Source organism: Streptomyces sp. NPDC046900 (assembly GCF_040644975.1).
Classification (GTDB): Bacteria; Actinomycetota; Actinomycetes; order Streptomycetales; family Streptomycetaceae; genus Streptomyces.
The window spans coordinates 1-16105 of sequence record NZ_JBEYXD010000076.1; the positions used below are offsets into that span (position 1 = coordinate 1).

Annotated in this window: 15 protein-coding genes and 1 pseudogene; 12 read left to right on the forward strand and 4 right to left on the reverse strand. The window is 68.4% G+C overall.

Annotated elements, in window-relative coordinates; all coding sequences use genetic code 11:
* From ABZ904_RS40065 to ABZ904_RS40075, 3 genes are all read right to left on the reverse strand, one after another.
* Positions 1-566: transposase family protein (locus ABZ904_RS40065; protein WP_361829077.1), on the reverse strand; the 566-nt coding region annotated here is incomplete at its 3' end.
* Positions 567-843: 277 nt separating this feature from the next.
* Complete coding sequence (locus ABZ904_RS40070) at positions 844-3528, reverse strand: DUF4157 domain-containing protein (RefSeq protein ID WP_361829042.1); 2685 nt, start codon at positions 3526-3528, stop codon at positions 844-846.
* Between the two features lie 97 nt (positions 3529-3625).
* A complete protein-coding gene (locus ABZ904_RS40075; protein WP_359405295.1) occupies positions 3626-3901 on the reverse strand; it encodes a hypothetical protein in 276 nt (91 codons plus the stop codon).
* Positions 3902-4149: 248 nt separating this feature from the next.
* Between ABZ904_RS40075 and ABZ904_RS40080 the strand changes: the two are divergent.
* A pseudogene (locus ABZ904_RS40080) lies at positions 4150-5145 on the forward strand (thiamine pyrophosphate-dependent enzyme); the annotation flags it as partial.
* 212 nt (positions 5146-5357) lie between these two features.
* Here ABZ904_RS40080 and ABZ904_RS40085 read toward each other — a convergent pair.
* On the reverse strand, positions 5358-5543 hold the full coding sequence (locus ABZ904_RS40085) for a hypothetical protein (RefSeq protein WP_359405292.1): 186 nt from the start codon (positions 5541-5543) through the stop codon (positions 5358-5360).
* 152 nt (positions 5544-5695) lie between these two features.
* On the opposite strand from ABZ904_RS40085, the gene ABZ904_RS40090 reads away from it, so the two are divergent.
* The 11 genes from ABZ904_RS40090 (at position 5696) to ABZ904_RS40140 (ending at position 16096) form a co-directional block, all read left to right on the forward strand.
* On the forward strand, positions 5696-7357 hold the full coding sequence (locus ABZ904_RS40090) for a phage tail sheath C-terminal domain-containing protein (protein ID WP_359405289.1): 1662 nt from the start codon (positions 5696-5698) through the stop codon (positions 7355-7357).
* 13 nt (positions 7358-7370) lie between these two features.
* Entirely contained in the window at positions 7371-7895 is a 525-nt protein-coding gene (locus tag ABZ904_RS40095; RefSeq protein WP_361829045.1) for a phage tail protein, read from the forward strand.
* A 2-nt stretch (positions 7896-7897) separates the two neighbouring features.
* A complete protein-coding gene (locus tag ABZ904_RS40100; RefSeq protein WP_361829047.1) occupies positions 7898-8623 on the forward strand; it encodes a hypothetical protein in 726 nt (241 codons plus the stop codon).
* Positions 8620-9423 (forward strand): hypothetical protein, encoded by an 804-nt coding sequence (locus ABZ904_RS40105; protein WP_361829049.1) that lies wholly within the window; start codon positions 8620-8622, stop codon positions 9421-9423. Before ABZ904_RS40100 ends, ABZ904_RS40105 begins: the two co-directional genes overlap by 4 nt.
* Complete coding sequence (locus ABZ904_RS40110; RefSeq protein WP_361829051.1) at positions 9420-10658, forward strand: DUF4255 domain-containing protein; 1239 nt, start codon at positions 9420-9422, stop codon at positions 10656-10658. Before ABZ904_RS40105 ends, ABZ904_RS40110 begins: the two co-directional genes overlap by 4 nt.
* 23 nt (positions 10659-10681) lie before the next feature.
* Positions 10682-12733, forward strand: coding sequence for an ATP-binding protein (locus tag ABZ904_RS40115; RefSeq protein ID WP_361829053.1), 2052 nt, complete (start codon positions 10682-10684; stop codon positions 12731-12733).
* A complete protein-coding gene (locus ABZ904_RS40120) occupies positions 12733-12972 on the forward strand; it encodes a hypothetical protein (protein ID WP_359405271.1) in 240 nt (79 codons plus the stop codon). Before ABZ904_RS40115 ends, ABZ904_RS40120 begins: the two co-directional genes overlap by 1 nt.
* 244 nt (positions 12973-13216) lie before the next feature.
* Positions 13217-14365: a DUF4157 domain-containing protein gene (locus tag ABZ904_RS40125; protein WP_361829055.1), complete on the forward strand. Its 1149-nt coding sequence runs from the start codon at positions 13217-13219 to the stop codon at positions 14363-14365.
* Positions 14366-14376: 11 nt separating this feature from the next.
* The gene (locus tag ABZ904_RS40130; RefSeq protein ID WP_359405265.1) at positions 14377-14784 is read left to right on the forward strand and encodes a hypothetical protein; all 408 of its coding nucleotides are present in this window, start codon (positions 14377-14379) and stop codon (positions 14782-14784) included.
* On the forward strand, positions 14781-15467 hold the full coding sequence (locus tag ABZ904_RS40135; RefSeq protein ID WP_361829057.1) for a YkgJ family cysteine cluster protein: 687 nt from the start codon (positions 14781-14783) through the stop codon (positions 15465-15467). Before ABZ904_RS40130 ends, ABZ904_RS40135 begins: the two co-directional genes overlap by 4 nt.
* On the forward strand, positions 15464-16096 hold the full coding sequence (locus ABZ904_RS40140; RefSeq protein ID WP_359405259.1) for a hypothetical protein: 633 nt from the start codon (positions 15464-15466) through the stop codon (positions 16094-16096). The genes ABZ904_RS40135 and ABZ904_RS40140 overlap by 4 nt, the downstream gene beginning before the upstream one ends.
* The last annotated feature ends 9 nt before the right edge of the window (positions 16097-16105 follow it).

Genomic DNA, 16105 nt, shown 5'->3' on the forward strand with positions numbered 1-16105 from the left:
GGCTTCTTGACCGGGTGACGGAAGCCGTCTCCGGTGTTCTCGTAGCCGAGGTCGACCAGGGTGAGGGTGCCCAGTTGGTCGGCGAGCCGGTTCAGCGCATCGAGCAGCCCGTGGTGGCGGGCGCAGGTGGTGTCATGCTCGCGGCCGGGCCGCACCGGTGAGACCCAGATCGGCCAGCCGTCCGGGGCGGAGATGACCTGCACGTTGCCGCCGTGATGCTTGTGCTTCCCGGACCACCAGAGGTCTGCCCCGTTGGGCCCCGGGGCGGCGACGCGGTCGGTGCGGATGACCGTGCCGTCCAGATTGAGATGGGTCAGGCCGGCCGCCTTCGCTCGTTCCAGGGCGGTGGCCAGGTCTGGTGCCCCGGCCGCCAGGACCGTCAGCCCTTCGTGCAGGTATCGGTAGGCGGTGGAGGTGGACAGGGCGTTGTCGCGGGCGAGTTGGGCCAGGCGGGTGCCGTCGATGAACCAGCGCAGGATCAGGACGGCCTGCTTGAAGCAGCCCAGGGCGCGGCGCCCGCGCCGGGTGCCGACCTCGGCTCGATGGCTTCGCAGGAGCCGGGCCAGGTGCTCGGCGGTAGAGCGCCGGACATCGAGCACGGCGGTGTATGTGACACTGGTCGGCACGTGAGGCCCCTCGGTCGGATCTTTCTGTCGCAAGATCGTTCCTACCAGGGGCCTTACGCCTGCCCGGAGTTGGAAGTGCACCACGAGATACCCGGAGGCGAGCACACTCAGCGACCGCCGGTTACCGAGAAAGGCTCAATGACCCACGCATACGGCAGGAGAGCCAAAAAGGACACCCCCCGGCCCGAAGAACCGAGGGGAAACCTTTAATTTCAAGCTAATACGAGCCGGCGCTGATGTCGGGCACCTCGCCCGGCTTGCCTGGCTGCGGCTCCCCTTGTTCGGCGCCCGGGTGCGCCGTCTTCAGCAATTCAGTCGCCTTTGCTTCGACGTTCTCGAACAGTCCCTCGAATTTACCGAGCTTTTGGTAGAAGGCCACGAGCTGCTGCTCGATGTCGCGAAGGAATGCCTCCTCCTCCGCGGGGAATTCCATGCGCACAATGAGCCGCTCGCTCCAGTGGGTCGGCTTCCTCGTGCGGACGTGGATGAACTCGCTCCACCGCTTGTTGAACTTGGCCCGGAAGCCGAGCTCACTCGTGGAGAACGAGGCCGCTGAGCGCCCCATCGCCAAGGCCTCGCGCACGTCGGCGACGATCGACAGGCCGAGGGCGAAGTATTCGCGCCCAGGCGCTGGAGCGAACTTCTTCTCGCGCGCCTTCGAGTCCTCGCGAGCGAGCCGGTCGAGCTCCACGCCGAGGCGCGCGTAGTCCTCGCGGCGCTGGACGAGCACCATCCTGAGCTGCGCGGCGGTTGCCGCGAGGCGCTTGAGCGCGGCGATGAACTCCTCTTCCCGCTTCTGCACCTGGTGCTCGGCCTGAACGCTCCCAGCGGCCGTCGCCCGACTCTCGACCATGTCGATCCGGCTCTTCAGCCCTTTCACCTCGCCCGAGTAGGCGAGATCGGTGACGAAGCCGAGGAGGCCCTCGACGCTGAGCTCGGGGAGGCCGCTACCCTCGTCCTCCTTCGCACCCTCCTTCACCTCCTCCTCGACGGGTAGGACGTCGGGGTCTACGTCTCCCTTCACGACGCGCTTCCGCAACCGGTACATCCGGTACTTCTCGGCCTTCCCGCTCACCTTCCCGACCGCTTTGTCGATCTTCCCGGTCGCAACGAGCCCGAGGTCTGCGATGTGGCCAACCTCGCGCACGAACTTCTTGGCCTCCTCGATTTCGGCCATCCGCTCCAGGTCGGGCTTGGCCTCCTGTTTGATCGACTTGATGCGCTCCTCGATCGCGGTCTGCTGGATACCAAGCCAGGCCGCGTGGAGCGCCGTGGCGTCGGCCCGCATAGTGCCGAGCAGCGCGCTGACGCTCTTATCTGTCGGCGGAATGTGCTCGGGCGCACCATGCGACCTAGCCGCGCGATTGACGAGGGCGTCCGAGCGTGCGAGCTCGGCCCACAGCCCCTCCGCGAACGCTTGCATCACGGCCTCGGGTTCCGTGCCGGTGGCGAGACCAAGCCTTCTGAGCTTCAGCGCCATCCGCACGATCGAGTCGTAGAACTGCTGCCCCTGCGGCACCCACGTGTTGAACTGATTAACGATCTGCGACTCGTCCTTACGGCTCTTTTCGATCTCATTCATGTGGTTCTGGATCCACTCGACGGCGTCCTGATAGAACTCTCGCGTAGAGCCATAGGTCCAAAGCTTGTTCCACCAGCCTTCGAGTTCGCCCCGCTTGATGTTCTCCCGCTCCTCAGCGCGGAGCCCAATCTGCCGCTCCAAGACGTCGAACTTCGGATCGACGAGCCTCGTGTGGAACTCCTTGATCCCTCCGGCCTCACGGATGGCCGCCACATCCTTCTCCGTCTCTCTCTGGAGCTCCGACGCCGTCCCCCGGCTCCGCGGCGCGAGTGCGGCGGCGGCGGCGCGCTCGCCGACGACGGTCGGATCCTCGGTGCCTTCAACTGGCTTACGCTGGAGCATCGGCCGTGCCCAACCTTGGCCGGATGACTGCTGGACGACGTGGGCGAGCTCATGCGCGAGCAGGCGGTGGCCTCCGGCCGTTCCGGGCGCGTATTCGCCGGCGCCGAAGCCGATGTGCCCACCTATGGTGAACGCCCGGGCGTGTAGGTGGCGGGCGGCCTCGGCCGTGGACTCGTCAGTGTGGATTCTGACACCAGAGAGCGATGCGCCCAGGCGCGGTTCAAACCACGCCTTGGTGCCCGCGTCGAGTGCGCGTCCGCCGATGGGAGCCGCGACGCCTGCGCCAGATTCCGTGTCCGTCGATACCGCGGCCCGATGAATCGTGCCGACATCGGCACACGTAGGGCACGGCCTAGACTCATGACATCCCTGACAACCACTGCTCAGCTTGTCCGCGACCCGCTCCGCTTCCTGCTCGTTCATGTCGGTTGGATGGCTCACCGCGACCGTGGGTGCGGTCATCGCCAAAGCCCTGCTGACTCCCGTGCCCCACTGCACGGCGAACGGTGTGCCTGCGGCGACGGTGTCCGCCGCGGCCCGCGCCTCGTGTTCGGCCACGCTAGTCGGCGAGGACATCGAGGCGCTCCCGGGCTGGGTCTGCTGTGCGACGTGGGCCAACTCGTGGGCGAGCAGTCGACCGTCCTCGGGCGTGCGCGGCGCGTAACGCCCCGCCGCGAAGTAGATGTCGCGACCGATCGTGTATGCCGGGGCATCCGCGGCGGCCAGTGGCGTCGATGCGGCGGTGTGCACTCGCACTCCGCTGAAGCCACGCCCGAAGAGCGGCTCCATCCGGTTCCTGGTCTCCGCATCCAGCGGCTGCCCGCGGCCGTCCTGCAAGCCAGGCTCAAAACGCCCTTCGCTGACCGTGTCCCCGTACCTCGGCCGGGCCGGTTTTTGAGCGGGACGGACCGACCTTGACTCCGCTTTGCCGCGATCAGCGAACTGAAAGGTCATGGTCACCCCCAGCAAGCACCGCATGGCCGACCGGACGCGGTGTCTCGGCCTGAGGCTACGGGCCGCAAGTCATCGAAGCGTCACTGCATTCAGTTCTAGTCTCGACGTCGCGGAGCAATCGTCAAGACTTGTGAATGAGTTGACACGCGACTGAGCGCGATCGCTGGTGCTTGAGGCTGGTCCTGGCGGTGTTACGAATCCGCTTGGTGCGACCGCGTTCGGCGAGGATCTCGATGGCGTCAGCGTTCGACGTGGCGGCCGTTTTGCGTTGGAGCCAGTCGGACGACGCGAGCAGGGCGTCGGGGCGCCAAGACTGCCTCAGCGTGATGGTGCGGAAGAGGGTCCATTCCTGCAGGCGGCGAGTCGAGGTCGGATGGCGGATGGTGGCCTGGGCCACCGACTCCGCCCATGGTCCGTAGGCTGGGCCAAGGTGGAGGTCGGTGGACCGGCGGCCCAGGTGAGATCGCCGCGGCACTCGAGGACGCCGCGTAACATGACCCCCGCGGAACTACCGCGTCGAGCCGGAAGTCACAGTTCCAGGGCACGTTGCGTGACATCAGTAGCTGACATCAACAGCGGCGTACAACCGCGCACGGTGGCACGCCCTCGTGATGGTGCTGCACGCGCCTACGGAACCGGCGCCGGCTTGTGCGGTTCGCCGAGCGACTGAACGTCCCGGTGGCGACCACGTTCCACAGGAAGGGCGTCTTCCTGGACGACCACCCGAGCGCACTCGGCGCGGTCGGCTTCATGCGCCACGACTACAGCAACTGCGGCTTCGCCGGGGCCGACGTCCTGATCTGCCTGGAGTACGAGATCCAGGAGTTCGACCCGGTCAAGATCAACCCGTACGGCGACAAGCGCATCGTGCATCTGCACCACTTCCCCGCCAAGGTGGACGCCCACTACCCCGTCACCGTCGGAATCGAGGGTGTCCCCTCCCGGTCGCTGGACGCCCTCGCGGCGGCACTGCCCGACCAACTCGCCTACGACACCGCTCCCAGCGAGAAGATCCGGGCGCTGCTCGCCGAGGAACTCCACTACGGACGTGAGAACGACGCCTTCCCGCTGGTTCCGCAGCGCGTGGTGTCCGATGTCCGCACCGTCCTGGACCGCCACGACATCGTGCTCGCCGACGCCGGCGCCGGGAAGATGTGGATGGCCCGTCTGTACCCGGCGTACGAACCGGAGACCTGTCTGGTCTCCAACGGCCTGTCCACCATGGGTTTCGCTCTGCCGGGCGCGATCGCCGCCAAGCTCGCCCGGCCAGACCGGCGGGTGCTGGCGGTGATGGGCGACGGCTCGATCCTGATGAACTTCCAGGAGCTGGAGACCGCCGTCCGAGAACGCGTCCCCCTGGTCGTCCTCGTCCTGGTGGACCAGGAATAGGGCCTGATCACCTGGAAGATGGAACTCGAGCTCGGCCGTCACTGCCCTACGCGGTTCACCAACCCGAACCTGGTCGCGTACGCGGAGAGCTTCGGTGCGCACGGCTACGCGGTCAAGGCGGCCGACCAGCTGCTGCCTGTCCTGCGACGCGCCCTGGCCGACGGCGCCGTCTCCGTGATCGTCTGCCCCGTCGACTACTCCGAGAACCTGCGGCTTTCCGACAGACTGGGCGCGCTGCGCGGCCCGTTCTGACCATGACGTCGGCACCGCAACTGCCGGGCCAGGTCGGCGGGTTGGCCGCACGAATCCGGCCGCGGCGGAGCCGGAATCCGGAAGGCAGGATCAGGCGTCCTTGGCGGCGCCGACGGTGGGCAGGCCGAGGGTGACGGGGCGCGCATGGCGAATGGCGGTCCCGGAAACCCACGGAGCGTCACAGGCCGATGCCGGCGGAGGCCTTCCGTGACTCATCGGGTGAAGGCGTCGAACCAGGTGAGGACCTGGTCGACCAGTTCCTCGCGGTCCGTGATCACGGTGCTCACCGCGGTGCCGCCGAGTAGTTCGTCCAAGCGGATCACCCTTATCACGGGCCCGCTGTTGAGCTGACGCCACGCCCTGATGATCAGCAACGTCGAACGCTCGGTGTCTTCCATGGTCGAAGCTCCACTCTGCCCGACTGTGCCCCAGACCCTGACGCCTGAGCGTCACGCATCGCGTTCACCGCGGTGCGGGCACGGTGACGCCAGCGTGACGGCGTGCACCGGACCGTGAACAGCACTGCGGGCGTTGCGAAGGAGACAGAGCCATGCCTATCAGTCCCACCTATCCGGGCGTCTACATCGACGAGCTGCCGAGTGCGGTGCGCACCATTGTCGGGGTACCGACGTCGATCGCCGCCTTCGTCGGGACGGCGCTGCGCGGTTCGGTGACAGATCCGGTGCACATCACCAGCTGGGCCGATTACGAGCGTGAGTTCGGCGGCCTCGACAAGACGAGCGAGATGAGCTACGCGGTCTACCAGTTCTTCCAGAACGGTGGCGCGGAAGCGGAGATCGTCCGGATCGTCGCGAACGAGCCGGCAGATGTCCCCGCGGACGGGCCGACGTACCCGGCACCCGCCACGATCGTCCTCGCCGCCGCGTCCGGCGCCGCTACCGACGCGGTCGACCTCACGGCGGTCAGCCCGGGTGACTGGGGCAATCACCTGCGCGCCCGCGTCGACTACCAGACCCGGGACAAGGCGGCGAGCGCGGACGATCAGAAGAGCTTCAACCTCACGCTGCGGGACACGGTCACCGGCGTCACCGAGACCTACCTCAACATCAGCGCCACTCCGGGCAGCAGCAGTCGGCTGAGTGTCGCGCTTGCCGGTTCCGCTCTGGTCACTGTGCCGGCATCGGCGGACGGCAAGCTGCTCAAGAACAACGCGGACGTCCCGGCAGGGCAGGATCCGTTCCCCGACGGCAAGGGCATGGGCCACGGCGACTGGTATGTCGATGCTGGAGGCGGCGTCGACGGCACCGCAACCCCGACCAGTGCCGACTACCTTGGCGAGAGCTCCCCGGTCAAGGACGGCAAGCAGGGGATCTACCAGCTGTTGAAGACCGATATCTTCAACATCCTGTGCCTGCCTGGGCCGGCCGGCCAAGTCGGCGATGCGGCCCACCCCGCGGGGATTCTGGCCCAGGCGGCGAAGCTCTGCGTCGACCGGCGGGCCATGCTGCTGGTGGACCCGCCCGATGGCTGGAAGAGCGTCTCCGACGTCGAGAAGGCCGCCGCGTCGGGTGGCAGCGGACTGCCGCTGACCGGTGACCTCGCCAAGAACGCGGCACTGTACTTCCCCCGGGTCATGATCGCCGACACCGAACAGCAGAACATCGTCCGAGATTTCCCGCCGTGCGGTGTGGTCGCCGGGGTGTGGGCGCGTACGGATGTCGCACGCGGCGTGTGGAAGGCCCCGGCCGGCACCGACGCCGGCCTGAGCGGTGTCGTCGCGCCACAGGTCCTGATGACCGACCAGGAGAACGGCATCCTCAACCCGCTTGGCGTCAACTGCCTTCGTCAACGGCCGGTGATCGGCAACGTGGTGTGGGGCGCGCGCACGCTCAAGGGCGCCGATATCCTCGCCGACCAGTGGAAGTACGTGCCGGTGCGCCGGCTCGCGCTGTTCATCGAGGAGAGCCTGTTCCGCGGCACCCAGTGGGTGGTCTTCGAGCCGAACGACGAGCCGTTGTGGTCGTCGATTCGGCTCAACGTCGGCGCGTTCATGAACACGCTGTTCCGGCAACGGGCGTTCCAGGGCCGCACCCCGCAGGAGGCCTACCAGGTGGTGTGCGACTCGACGAACAATCCGCAGAACGACATCGACCGCGGGATCGTGAACATCCTTGTCGGCTTCGCCCCGCTCAAGCCCGCAGAGTTCGTGATCATCCACATCCAGCAGCTCGCCGGCCAGATCCAGGTGTGAGAGAGGGACGGTCATGGTCGACAGCAAGACGAAACGGCGCGACCCGTACATGAACTTCCGGTTCCGGGTCAAGTTCGGCGGCGGCACCGAGTACATCGCCGGTGTGAGCAAGGTGACCGGGTTCAAGCGCACCACCGAGCCGGTCAAGCACCGCCACGGCGGCAACCCGGCGAACAGTTACAAGCTTCCCGGCCGCACCGAGTATGACCCGATCACGCTGGAACGCGGGGTCACCAGCGACAAGGTGTTCGAGCAGTGGGCGAACCGGGTGTGGAGCTATCACAACTCCGGCAGCGGGCTTGAGTCGTCGCTCAAGGACTTCCGCCGCGACATCATCGTCGACGTCTTCAACGAAGCCGGCCAGAAGGTGTTGTCCTATCAGGTGTTCAACTGCTGGGTTTCGGAATACCAGCCGGTCTCCGATCTGGACGCCAACGCCAACGCGGTCGCCATCCAGCACATCAAACTGGAGAACGAGGGCTGGGTCCGTGAGGACCTGCCGGAGCCGGTCGAGACCAGTTTCGAAGACCCGGCCTGACCATGGGCACGCTCACCGAGGCCGGCCTGCTCGCCGTGTGGGAAGCCGGACGCGGCAAGGACGCCGTCCGGCGGGCGCTGGTGCTCGCCGCGGCCGGCGCTGCCGATCCGTCGTCCGTGGCGGATCTTTCCGTTGGCAAGCGCGAGGAACTCGTGCTCGCTCTGCGGGAACGGTGCTTCGGCTCGACGTTCCCCTGCGCGGTCACCTGCCCGTCGTGTCGACAGGAGCTCGAACTGGAACTGACCGTCGATGATATTCGAGCCGGCGAGCCGGACGGCGACCGCCGGTTGCGGGTCAATGGGTTCGACGTCGAGTTCCGGCTGATCACCAGCAGGGACCTGCTCACTGTCGGGGTCGGCGCATCGGACGCGCACCGGGACGCCCGGCGGGCACTGCTCGGGCGGGTGTTGACATCGGCCACGACGCACGGGGAGCGGGTGAGCGTTGACGACCTGCCGAACGAGGTACTGGACGCGCTCGCCAACGCACTGTCCACTCAGGACCCGCAGGCGGACGTCCGGTTGGAGCTGGACTGCGTGGACTGCGGACATGAATGGGCCTCGCCGTTCGACGTCACCACCTACCTGTGGGCGGAACTGGACGCGTACGCACGGCGGTTGCTGCACGACGTGCACGTGCTGGCAAGCGCCTACGGCTGGTCCGAGGACGAGGTGCTCGCGGTCGGTCCCTCACGCCGGCAGTGCTACCTGGAACTGGTGGCGCGATGACCGATTTCGTGAGCCGCCTGCTCGGCATTGCCAGTACGAGCACACCGCCGATTCGGCCGTTGATCGGGTCGCTGTTCGAGCCCCAGCAGCCGCGGCAACCCGAGGAAGAGCCACTGCCGATGGGCGACGTGACCGGCCACAACGCTCCACCGTGGCCTGTCGGCGCCCCGGAAGCGCCGCGTTCCGCCGCGTCGGCGGGGCCGGAAACGGTGACGCGCCAACCGGAATCGCCGATCGGACGGGGCACGGGACACGAGGTCGTGCCGCCGGCACCTCGACCGGCACCGGCCCGGCTTGACGTAGGGGACGAGCCGCCGACGCCTCGACCGGCACCGGCCCGGCTTGACGTAGGGGACGAGCCGCCGACGCCGCGCAAGCGCGACACGGCGGACATCGGCGACGTTGCGCCCGTGCGTCCGCAGGGTGCCGAGATCGTCCCGTTGGCCGCCCCCCGGCCGCTAGGACAGCCGACGGAGACCAGCGCGGTTGAGCCGCAGGGTGATCACCGGCCCGCCGTGGTGACTCGGCGCGACGTGGACGCCGCGACCAAACCCGTCCGGGAGCACCCGGTCCGGCCCCTCCACACCGTCGTGCGACCGGCGGTCGCGATCCCCGGAGCGCCCTGGCCGGCGTCCCGGCGCGAACGCGCCGCCGAACCGAGCGTGCACATCACCATCGGCAGGGTCGAAGTCAAGGCGACCCAGGAAACCTCCGCGCCACAACGGAAACAGCCCGAGCGGCGGCCGGCGATGAGCCTCGACGACTACCTGCGCACGCGCTCGGGAGGCGATCGCCGATGAGTGACGAGGACGCGATCGCCGCCGTCACCAAGACGCTGAGTGGGCTCATCCTCGGCGCGCTCGCCGATGTCAGCGGTGCGGGCGTGGACACCAAGCCGCTCAATGAACTCGCCAACGGCACCCGCGACAAGCTGGTGAACATCTACCTGTTCCAGGCCGATGTGGACGGTGCGCTGCGCAACGCCGACCGGCTCGACCTGGCGCCAGGTGAGACCGGCGACCAGCCGTTCCCGTTGGTGCTGCACTACCTGATCACGCCGTTCGTCCGGCACGACCCCGACCTCGACGCGCACCGGCTGCTCGCGCGAGCAGTCCGGGTGCTGCACGGCAACCCGGTGCTGCAGCGCGGAGAACTGGCCGCGTTCGCGCCGGAGAGCAACGTCGCCAAGCAATTGGACCGAATCAGGATCACCTGGCAGCCGTTCGGCGAGAAGGACATCTATTCGCTGTGGTCGGCGTTCCAGACGCCGTACCGGATGTCGGTGGCTTACGAGGTGAGCGCGGTGCTCATCGACAGCCACCGCGCGCCGACCGCGCCGGTGCCCGTGCTCAAGCGCGGCCGCAACGACGAGGGTCCCGGCGTCCAGGCCGGCGTGCCGCTCGGGTTGCCGGCCCTCACCGCGGCCGTGCCGCCGAACAACCAGCCAGCGGTCCGGCTCGGCGAGCAGGTTTCGTTGCGCGGCAGCGGTTTGTCGGCCCAGTCCGCCGAGGTCCGGCTCAGCCATCCGCTGCTGCCGGCCCCGGTTGTGGTGCCGGTCGCCCCGGGCGCGCTCACCGACAACGAGGCACGGTTCATCGTCGGCGCCACCGGTGTTCCGGCCGGGCTGTGGTCGGTCGGGCTCGCGCTCACCAGGCAGGTCATCGAGGGCGGGGTGGTCCGCCCGATCGTCACGTTCACCAACGAGGTTCCGCTCGCGGTCGCGCCTCGGATCACCCACCTGCCGGCGGACGTGCCGCAGGCCACGGACGGCAGCGCGGTGATCGACCTGACCTATACCCCTGCCGCACTGCCCGGCCAGCCAGTGCTGCTCGTCTTCGACGGACAGGCCGTGCCACCCGACCCGCCCGGCACCGGCGCGCCTCGGCCGGCGGACAACCCCCGGTTCACGGTGCCGCACGCGACGAAAGGCCAGCATCTGATGCGGCTGCGGGTCGCCGGAGTGGACAGCCTGCTGATCGACCGCTCGGGAGCCCGGCCGTCGTTCGACCCGACCCAATCGGTGACGGTGATCTGATGACCGATCCAGGAAACGTTCCAGTGGACGATGCGGAAGCGCTGGAAGCCGCCAACGGCCGGTTTCTCGCCGCGTCGCTGACGTGGTTGCGGCTGCTGCTGCAGCGGGCGATCGCCAGTGGTCCGGTGCTTCCGGAGTCCACATCGACGCAGTCCCGGCCGGCGGAGCCGGCGCCCGCGCGGCCCGCGCGGGCCAAGTCGTTCTGGCGTGCCGAGCCGCCGCCAAGGCCCAGCGTGGACAGTCTCGGGGTGACCAATAGTCAGATCGCTGCGGCGGCACAGGCGATCAGGGACGCCGAGGCGGTGTCACCGCCGCCCCCGCTCGCCGAACTGGCCGACCGGCTCGGGCTCTCCAGGTTCGAGCGCGACACCCTGCTGCTGTGTCTGGCGGTCGAACTGGATCCGTCGATCACCCGCCTGTACGCGCTCGCGCAGGGCAACGAGCAGATGACCTACCCGACGTTCGGGCTCGCTCTGGCGCTGCTGCCCGACCCGGCGTGGGAGGTGGTGTCCCCGCAGGGCGGGTTGCGGTACTGGCGGCTCGTCGAGATCACCCAGCACGCCGCCCAGAGCCTGGTCGGCAGCGCGCTGCGCGCCGACGAACGGATCGTCAACCACGTCAAGGGCATGAACTATGTCGACGACCGGCTGGCCCCGCTGATCGAACGGCTCGACCCGGTGCCCGCAGTGGACCTGCCGCCGTCGCAGCAGGCCGTCGCCGACGAGATCACCCGCAACTGGCAGCGACCCGGCGCACCGGTGGTCCAGCTCGTCGGCCCGGACGGTCCTGGCAAGCGTCTCGTGGCCGCCCATGCCGCATCCTCGAGCGGGCTGGTCGCCTGCCGCCTGCCCGCGGCACTGCTGCCGGCCGAACCGGCCGAACTGGACAACCTCGCCCGGCTGTGGCAGCGCGAGTCGACGCTGCTGCCGCTTGCGCTCTACCTCGACGTCGAGGACGCCGACCCCGGCGAATCACGGCCGGGCCGTTTCCTCGCGCGCACCGGGGGGACCTCCCTGTTCGCCAGCCGCGAGAGCTGGCCTGACATGGGCCGCGGGTCGCTGGTGCTCGACGTCGCGCCGCCAACCCCGACCGAACGCGCCCAAGCCTGGCAGGCCGTGTACGGGCCGGGCGAGGACGCGGACGCGCTCGCCGCACAGTTCGGCCTTGAACTGCCGGCCATCCGGGAAGCGGCGGCCGTTGCCGACGGCGACCCGGCCGCCGCCTGGCGGGCGTGCCGGGTCCGCACCCGGCCGCGCCTGGACGCCCTCGCGCAGCGGCTGGAGACGCGGGTGACCTGGGACGACATCGTGCTGCCCGACGACGGCCGCCGCATTCTCGAACAGATCGCCGACCAGGTGGCGCACCGCCCGACGGTGTACGAGACGTGGGGCTTCGGCGAACGCATCACCCGGGGGCTCGGCGTGAGCGCGCTGTTCGCCGGGCCGAGCGGTTCGGGCAAGACGATGGCCGCCGAGGTGCTCGCCAACCATCTTCGGCTGGACCTGTATCGGATCGACCTGTCCGCCGTGGTGAGCAAGTACATCGGTGAGACCGAGAAGAACCTGCGCAGGCTGTTCGACGCCGCGGAGGGCGGCGGCTCGATCCTGTTCTTTGACGAGGCGGACGCACTGTTCGGCAAGCGCAGCGAGGTCAAGGACTCGCACGACCGCTACGCCAACATCGAGGTCAACTACCTGCTGCAGCGGATGGAGGGCTACCGAGGGCTGGCCGTGCTGGCCACCAACCTTCGCTCGGCACTGGACAGCGCGTTCCTGCGGCGGCTGCGGTTCATCGTCGAGTTCCAGTTTCCCGGCCCCGGCCAGCGCCGCACGATCTGGGAGAAGGCGTTCCCGCTTGCCGCGCCACGCGGCGACCTCGACTACGAGCGGCTCGCCCGGCTTCAGGCCAGCGGCGGCATGATCCGAAACATCGCGCTCAACGCGGCATTCCTCGCAGCCGCGGCGCGGACGCCGATCACCATGCCGCACGTACTCGCCGCAGCGCGCACCGAATTCCAGAAGCTCGAACTGCCCATGCCCGAGCGCGACTTCGCATGGGACGGAGCACTGGCCTGATGAAGATCGAACTGCACATCGACCGCTTGGTCCTCGACGGCGTCAACGGCGACCCCGACGTGATCAGGAAAGCCCTGCACACCGAGCTGACCAGGCTGATCGCGGCGGCACCGACCTCGACCTGGCAGCCGTCGCGAACACCGCGGCTGCGGGGCCCTGAGATGAGCGTCGGTCAGGCGAGCTCGACGGGCCGGGACATCGCCAGATCCGTCTACCAGGCGGTCAGCCATGGGCAATGAACGCATCACCCGACCGGCATCGCCGCCCGTGCACTGGCCCGACGGCCGGTTTGCGCCGCACACCGCCGACGGTGAACAACTCCGAACCGGACTGGCGCGAGCACTTCGCCGAGGCGTTCTTGCTCTACGTCATCGATCCAGAAGGGCTGAAACGGTTGCACTCCAACGTGTAGTGGTTCTTCGCGCAACCCCCAACCCCGACCCGGCCCAGCCGCCGTGAACGCATACCCGAGGAGGTGGACCGATGGCCCAACATGCCAGAAAGTCGCCGCGTGACCGGACCGGAGTCGTTCCGCTGCTGCCCGCCGCGAAACGGGAGGCGGGGCCGGTGTTCGACGGACCGGACCGGCAACGTCTAGAAGCCGGGGTCGGCGCGGACTTCAGCCAGATGCGAGTACACGGCGGACCCGCGTCGGCGGAGGCGGCCGCACGACTGGGCGCCCGCGCTTTCACCATTGGTCAGGACGTGTATCTCGGTGCCGAGGCACACCGGCTGCCCGGTGTGGCGCGCACCCGACTGCTCGTGCACGAGGCGGTGCACACCGCGCAGCAGGGCACGCACTCGACCCTGCCGGACACGCTGCCGGTGTCCGCACCCGGCAGCGCGGCCGAACGCGAGGCGCACGACATCGCCGACGCGGTCACCGACCCGTCGCCCTCGGCGCGACTGGTGCGGCACATCACGCAGGGCGGTGGCCCGGCCGTTTCCCGGCTGCCCGGCCCGATTGTGCAACGCGACCTGGCGGGGAGTTACGCGATCGACGAGGACGCGTTCGACCTGAACCTGAAAACCGAATCCCACCCGGGCGCCAAATCCGGTATGAGCGGCACAATCACCTTCACGCCGGGTACGAAGGCGCCGGATTCCGCGCTGATCAAGCTGCTCCAGGTCGTCCGCGTCATCGACAGCGGCACCGACAAGGATTACGTGTGGGCCGGTGGCGAGGCCAACCGCAACAAGGCGATGACGACGGCCAACCCAACCACCGAGGTCAAGCCGGGTTTCTTTGTCGATCATTCCGCAGCCGCAGCCAAGGTCCGGACCGCGAAGAAGGACCCGCCGGTGTCGCCCTATTACCGGGATTACTGGCCCAACGCCACAAGGAGCCAGGACGGCGCCAAGAAAGGCAGGACGATCAAAAGCGCGTCGCTGTGGGACTATCCCGGCTCGTCGGGCGCGATGAAGTTCCGCTTCGAAACCGCCGCCAAGGCGTCCGACACCGGCCACATCTACGGCGTCGTCAAATGGGGTTTCGATCTGACCGACCCGGCGAAAGGCACGGTGTCCGGTGAGTTCGCCAAGACCCAAGACGCCCAGACCAGCACATTCGACGCGGCGGTCAAGGCGTTTGACGAGTTCTACCGCAATCCCGGCAGTTCGAAGGCGCCATGAAAGGGGGCACGGTGACCGATTCGCAGGACGTCGAGCGACTGCTGGCCGCGATTGACCACGATCCCGATCAGCTGCACCTGGACCGCACGCCCGCGGTGTCGGCGCTGGCCGAACTGGGCTGGCGCGCGGCACCGGGTCTGCTCGACCTGATGGCCACCGCTGAAGCGCCGACCAGGCTGCGGGCCGCGACGGCCCTGGAGCTGATCGTCGATCGCGAACACGGATTCGTCGCCGGACAAGGGTTTCCCAGCCCGGAGGCGGAGGACGCCGTCCGCGTGCTGTGGGCGGCCAACGGGGGCTACCGGCACGACGCCGACGAGTCGGCCCGCGCCGAGTCCGTCCGGCGATGGCGGGAGTGGCTGACGCGGCGCAGCGAAGCCGGAGCGGAAGCGGCCGGCGCAGAGGAGGGCGAGCGATGACGACCGTCGACCGGGATCAACTGGCCGAAAAGTACCTGATCGGGGACCAACTGGCGCGGTTCGAACGGCAGATGGAACGCGGTCAGTTCTTTACCCACGCCGCGTTCGCGAATGTGCACCAACGGCTACGGGACGTCGAGGTGCTCCTGCACGGGCTGACCGACATCCTGCTCGGGCTGGGACTGGTGACCGAGCCCGAGCTGGTGCGCGGGTTGGAATCCGTTGCGCCGCAACTGGTCGACGCGTCGTCGGTCGGCGTTGTGGTGGCCAGTGAGCCGGACCAGCCGGCGGCGGACCCGGAGCCGGTCGACTGCGCGGCAAGAATGCACGTCTGCCACGCGGTGTGCTGCCGACTCGACTTCGCCCTCTCCGTGCCGGAAATCGAGGCCGGGTCGGCACGCTGGGACCTCGGTCGGCCTTACCACATCCGGCACGAGGCGGACGGCAACTGCACGCACAATGACCCGGAAACCGGCCGCTGCGGCATCTACCAGGATCGGCCTTCGGTATGCCGCAGGTATTCCTGCCGAGGCGACGAGCGGATCTGGCGGGACTTTGACCAGATGGAACTCAACACCGAGTGGATCGAGGCCAACTTCCCATCCCGGGACTCCCGGCCGCGCGCGGTGTTCGTGCCCATCCCGACAATCCCGCCACGTGCCGAACCGGGAGTGGCGCGATGAGTTCGTTTCCCGAGGCGCTGGTTCCGGTGCGGGGTGGGTTCGTGCTCATCGATCCCGACCGCGGCACCGTGCTGAAGACCATCCCGTTCCAGTACAACCCGGACACGCTCACCAGGACGTTGACGCCGCAGGGCATCGGCAAGGAGCCGGGCGACCGGCTGGAAGTGCTGCGGCTCAAGGGGCCCGCGCAGGAGCAGTTCAAGTTCGACGCGGAGTTCGACGCGACGGACGCGCCGGACAAATACCCGGACGGACTGTATCCGGTGCTTTCCGCGCTTGAGTTGAGCATTTATCCCACGGTGCGACAGCTTCAGCACGAGGACGCCCTGGCGCGCAGCGGGCAGATCGAGGTCGCGCCGATGGAGTCACCGCTCATGGTGCTGGTGTTGGGGCCCAGGCGGGTCGTGCCGGTGCGGATCACCGAGTTCAGCGTCACCGAGGAGCTTTTCGACCAGGCCCTCAACCCGATCCGGGCGAAGGTCAGCGTAGGGGTGCGCGTACTCACCGTCGACGACCTCGGGCACCAGCACCACGGCGGTGTGCTCTACCTGACCTACCAGGGGCGCAAGGAAGGTTTCGCGCAAGCGGTCCGCAATCCGATCTCCGACGTCGGCACTCCGCGGGTGTGACCGGGTCCA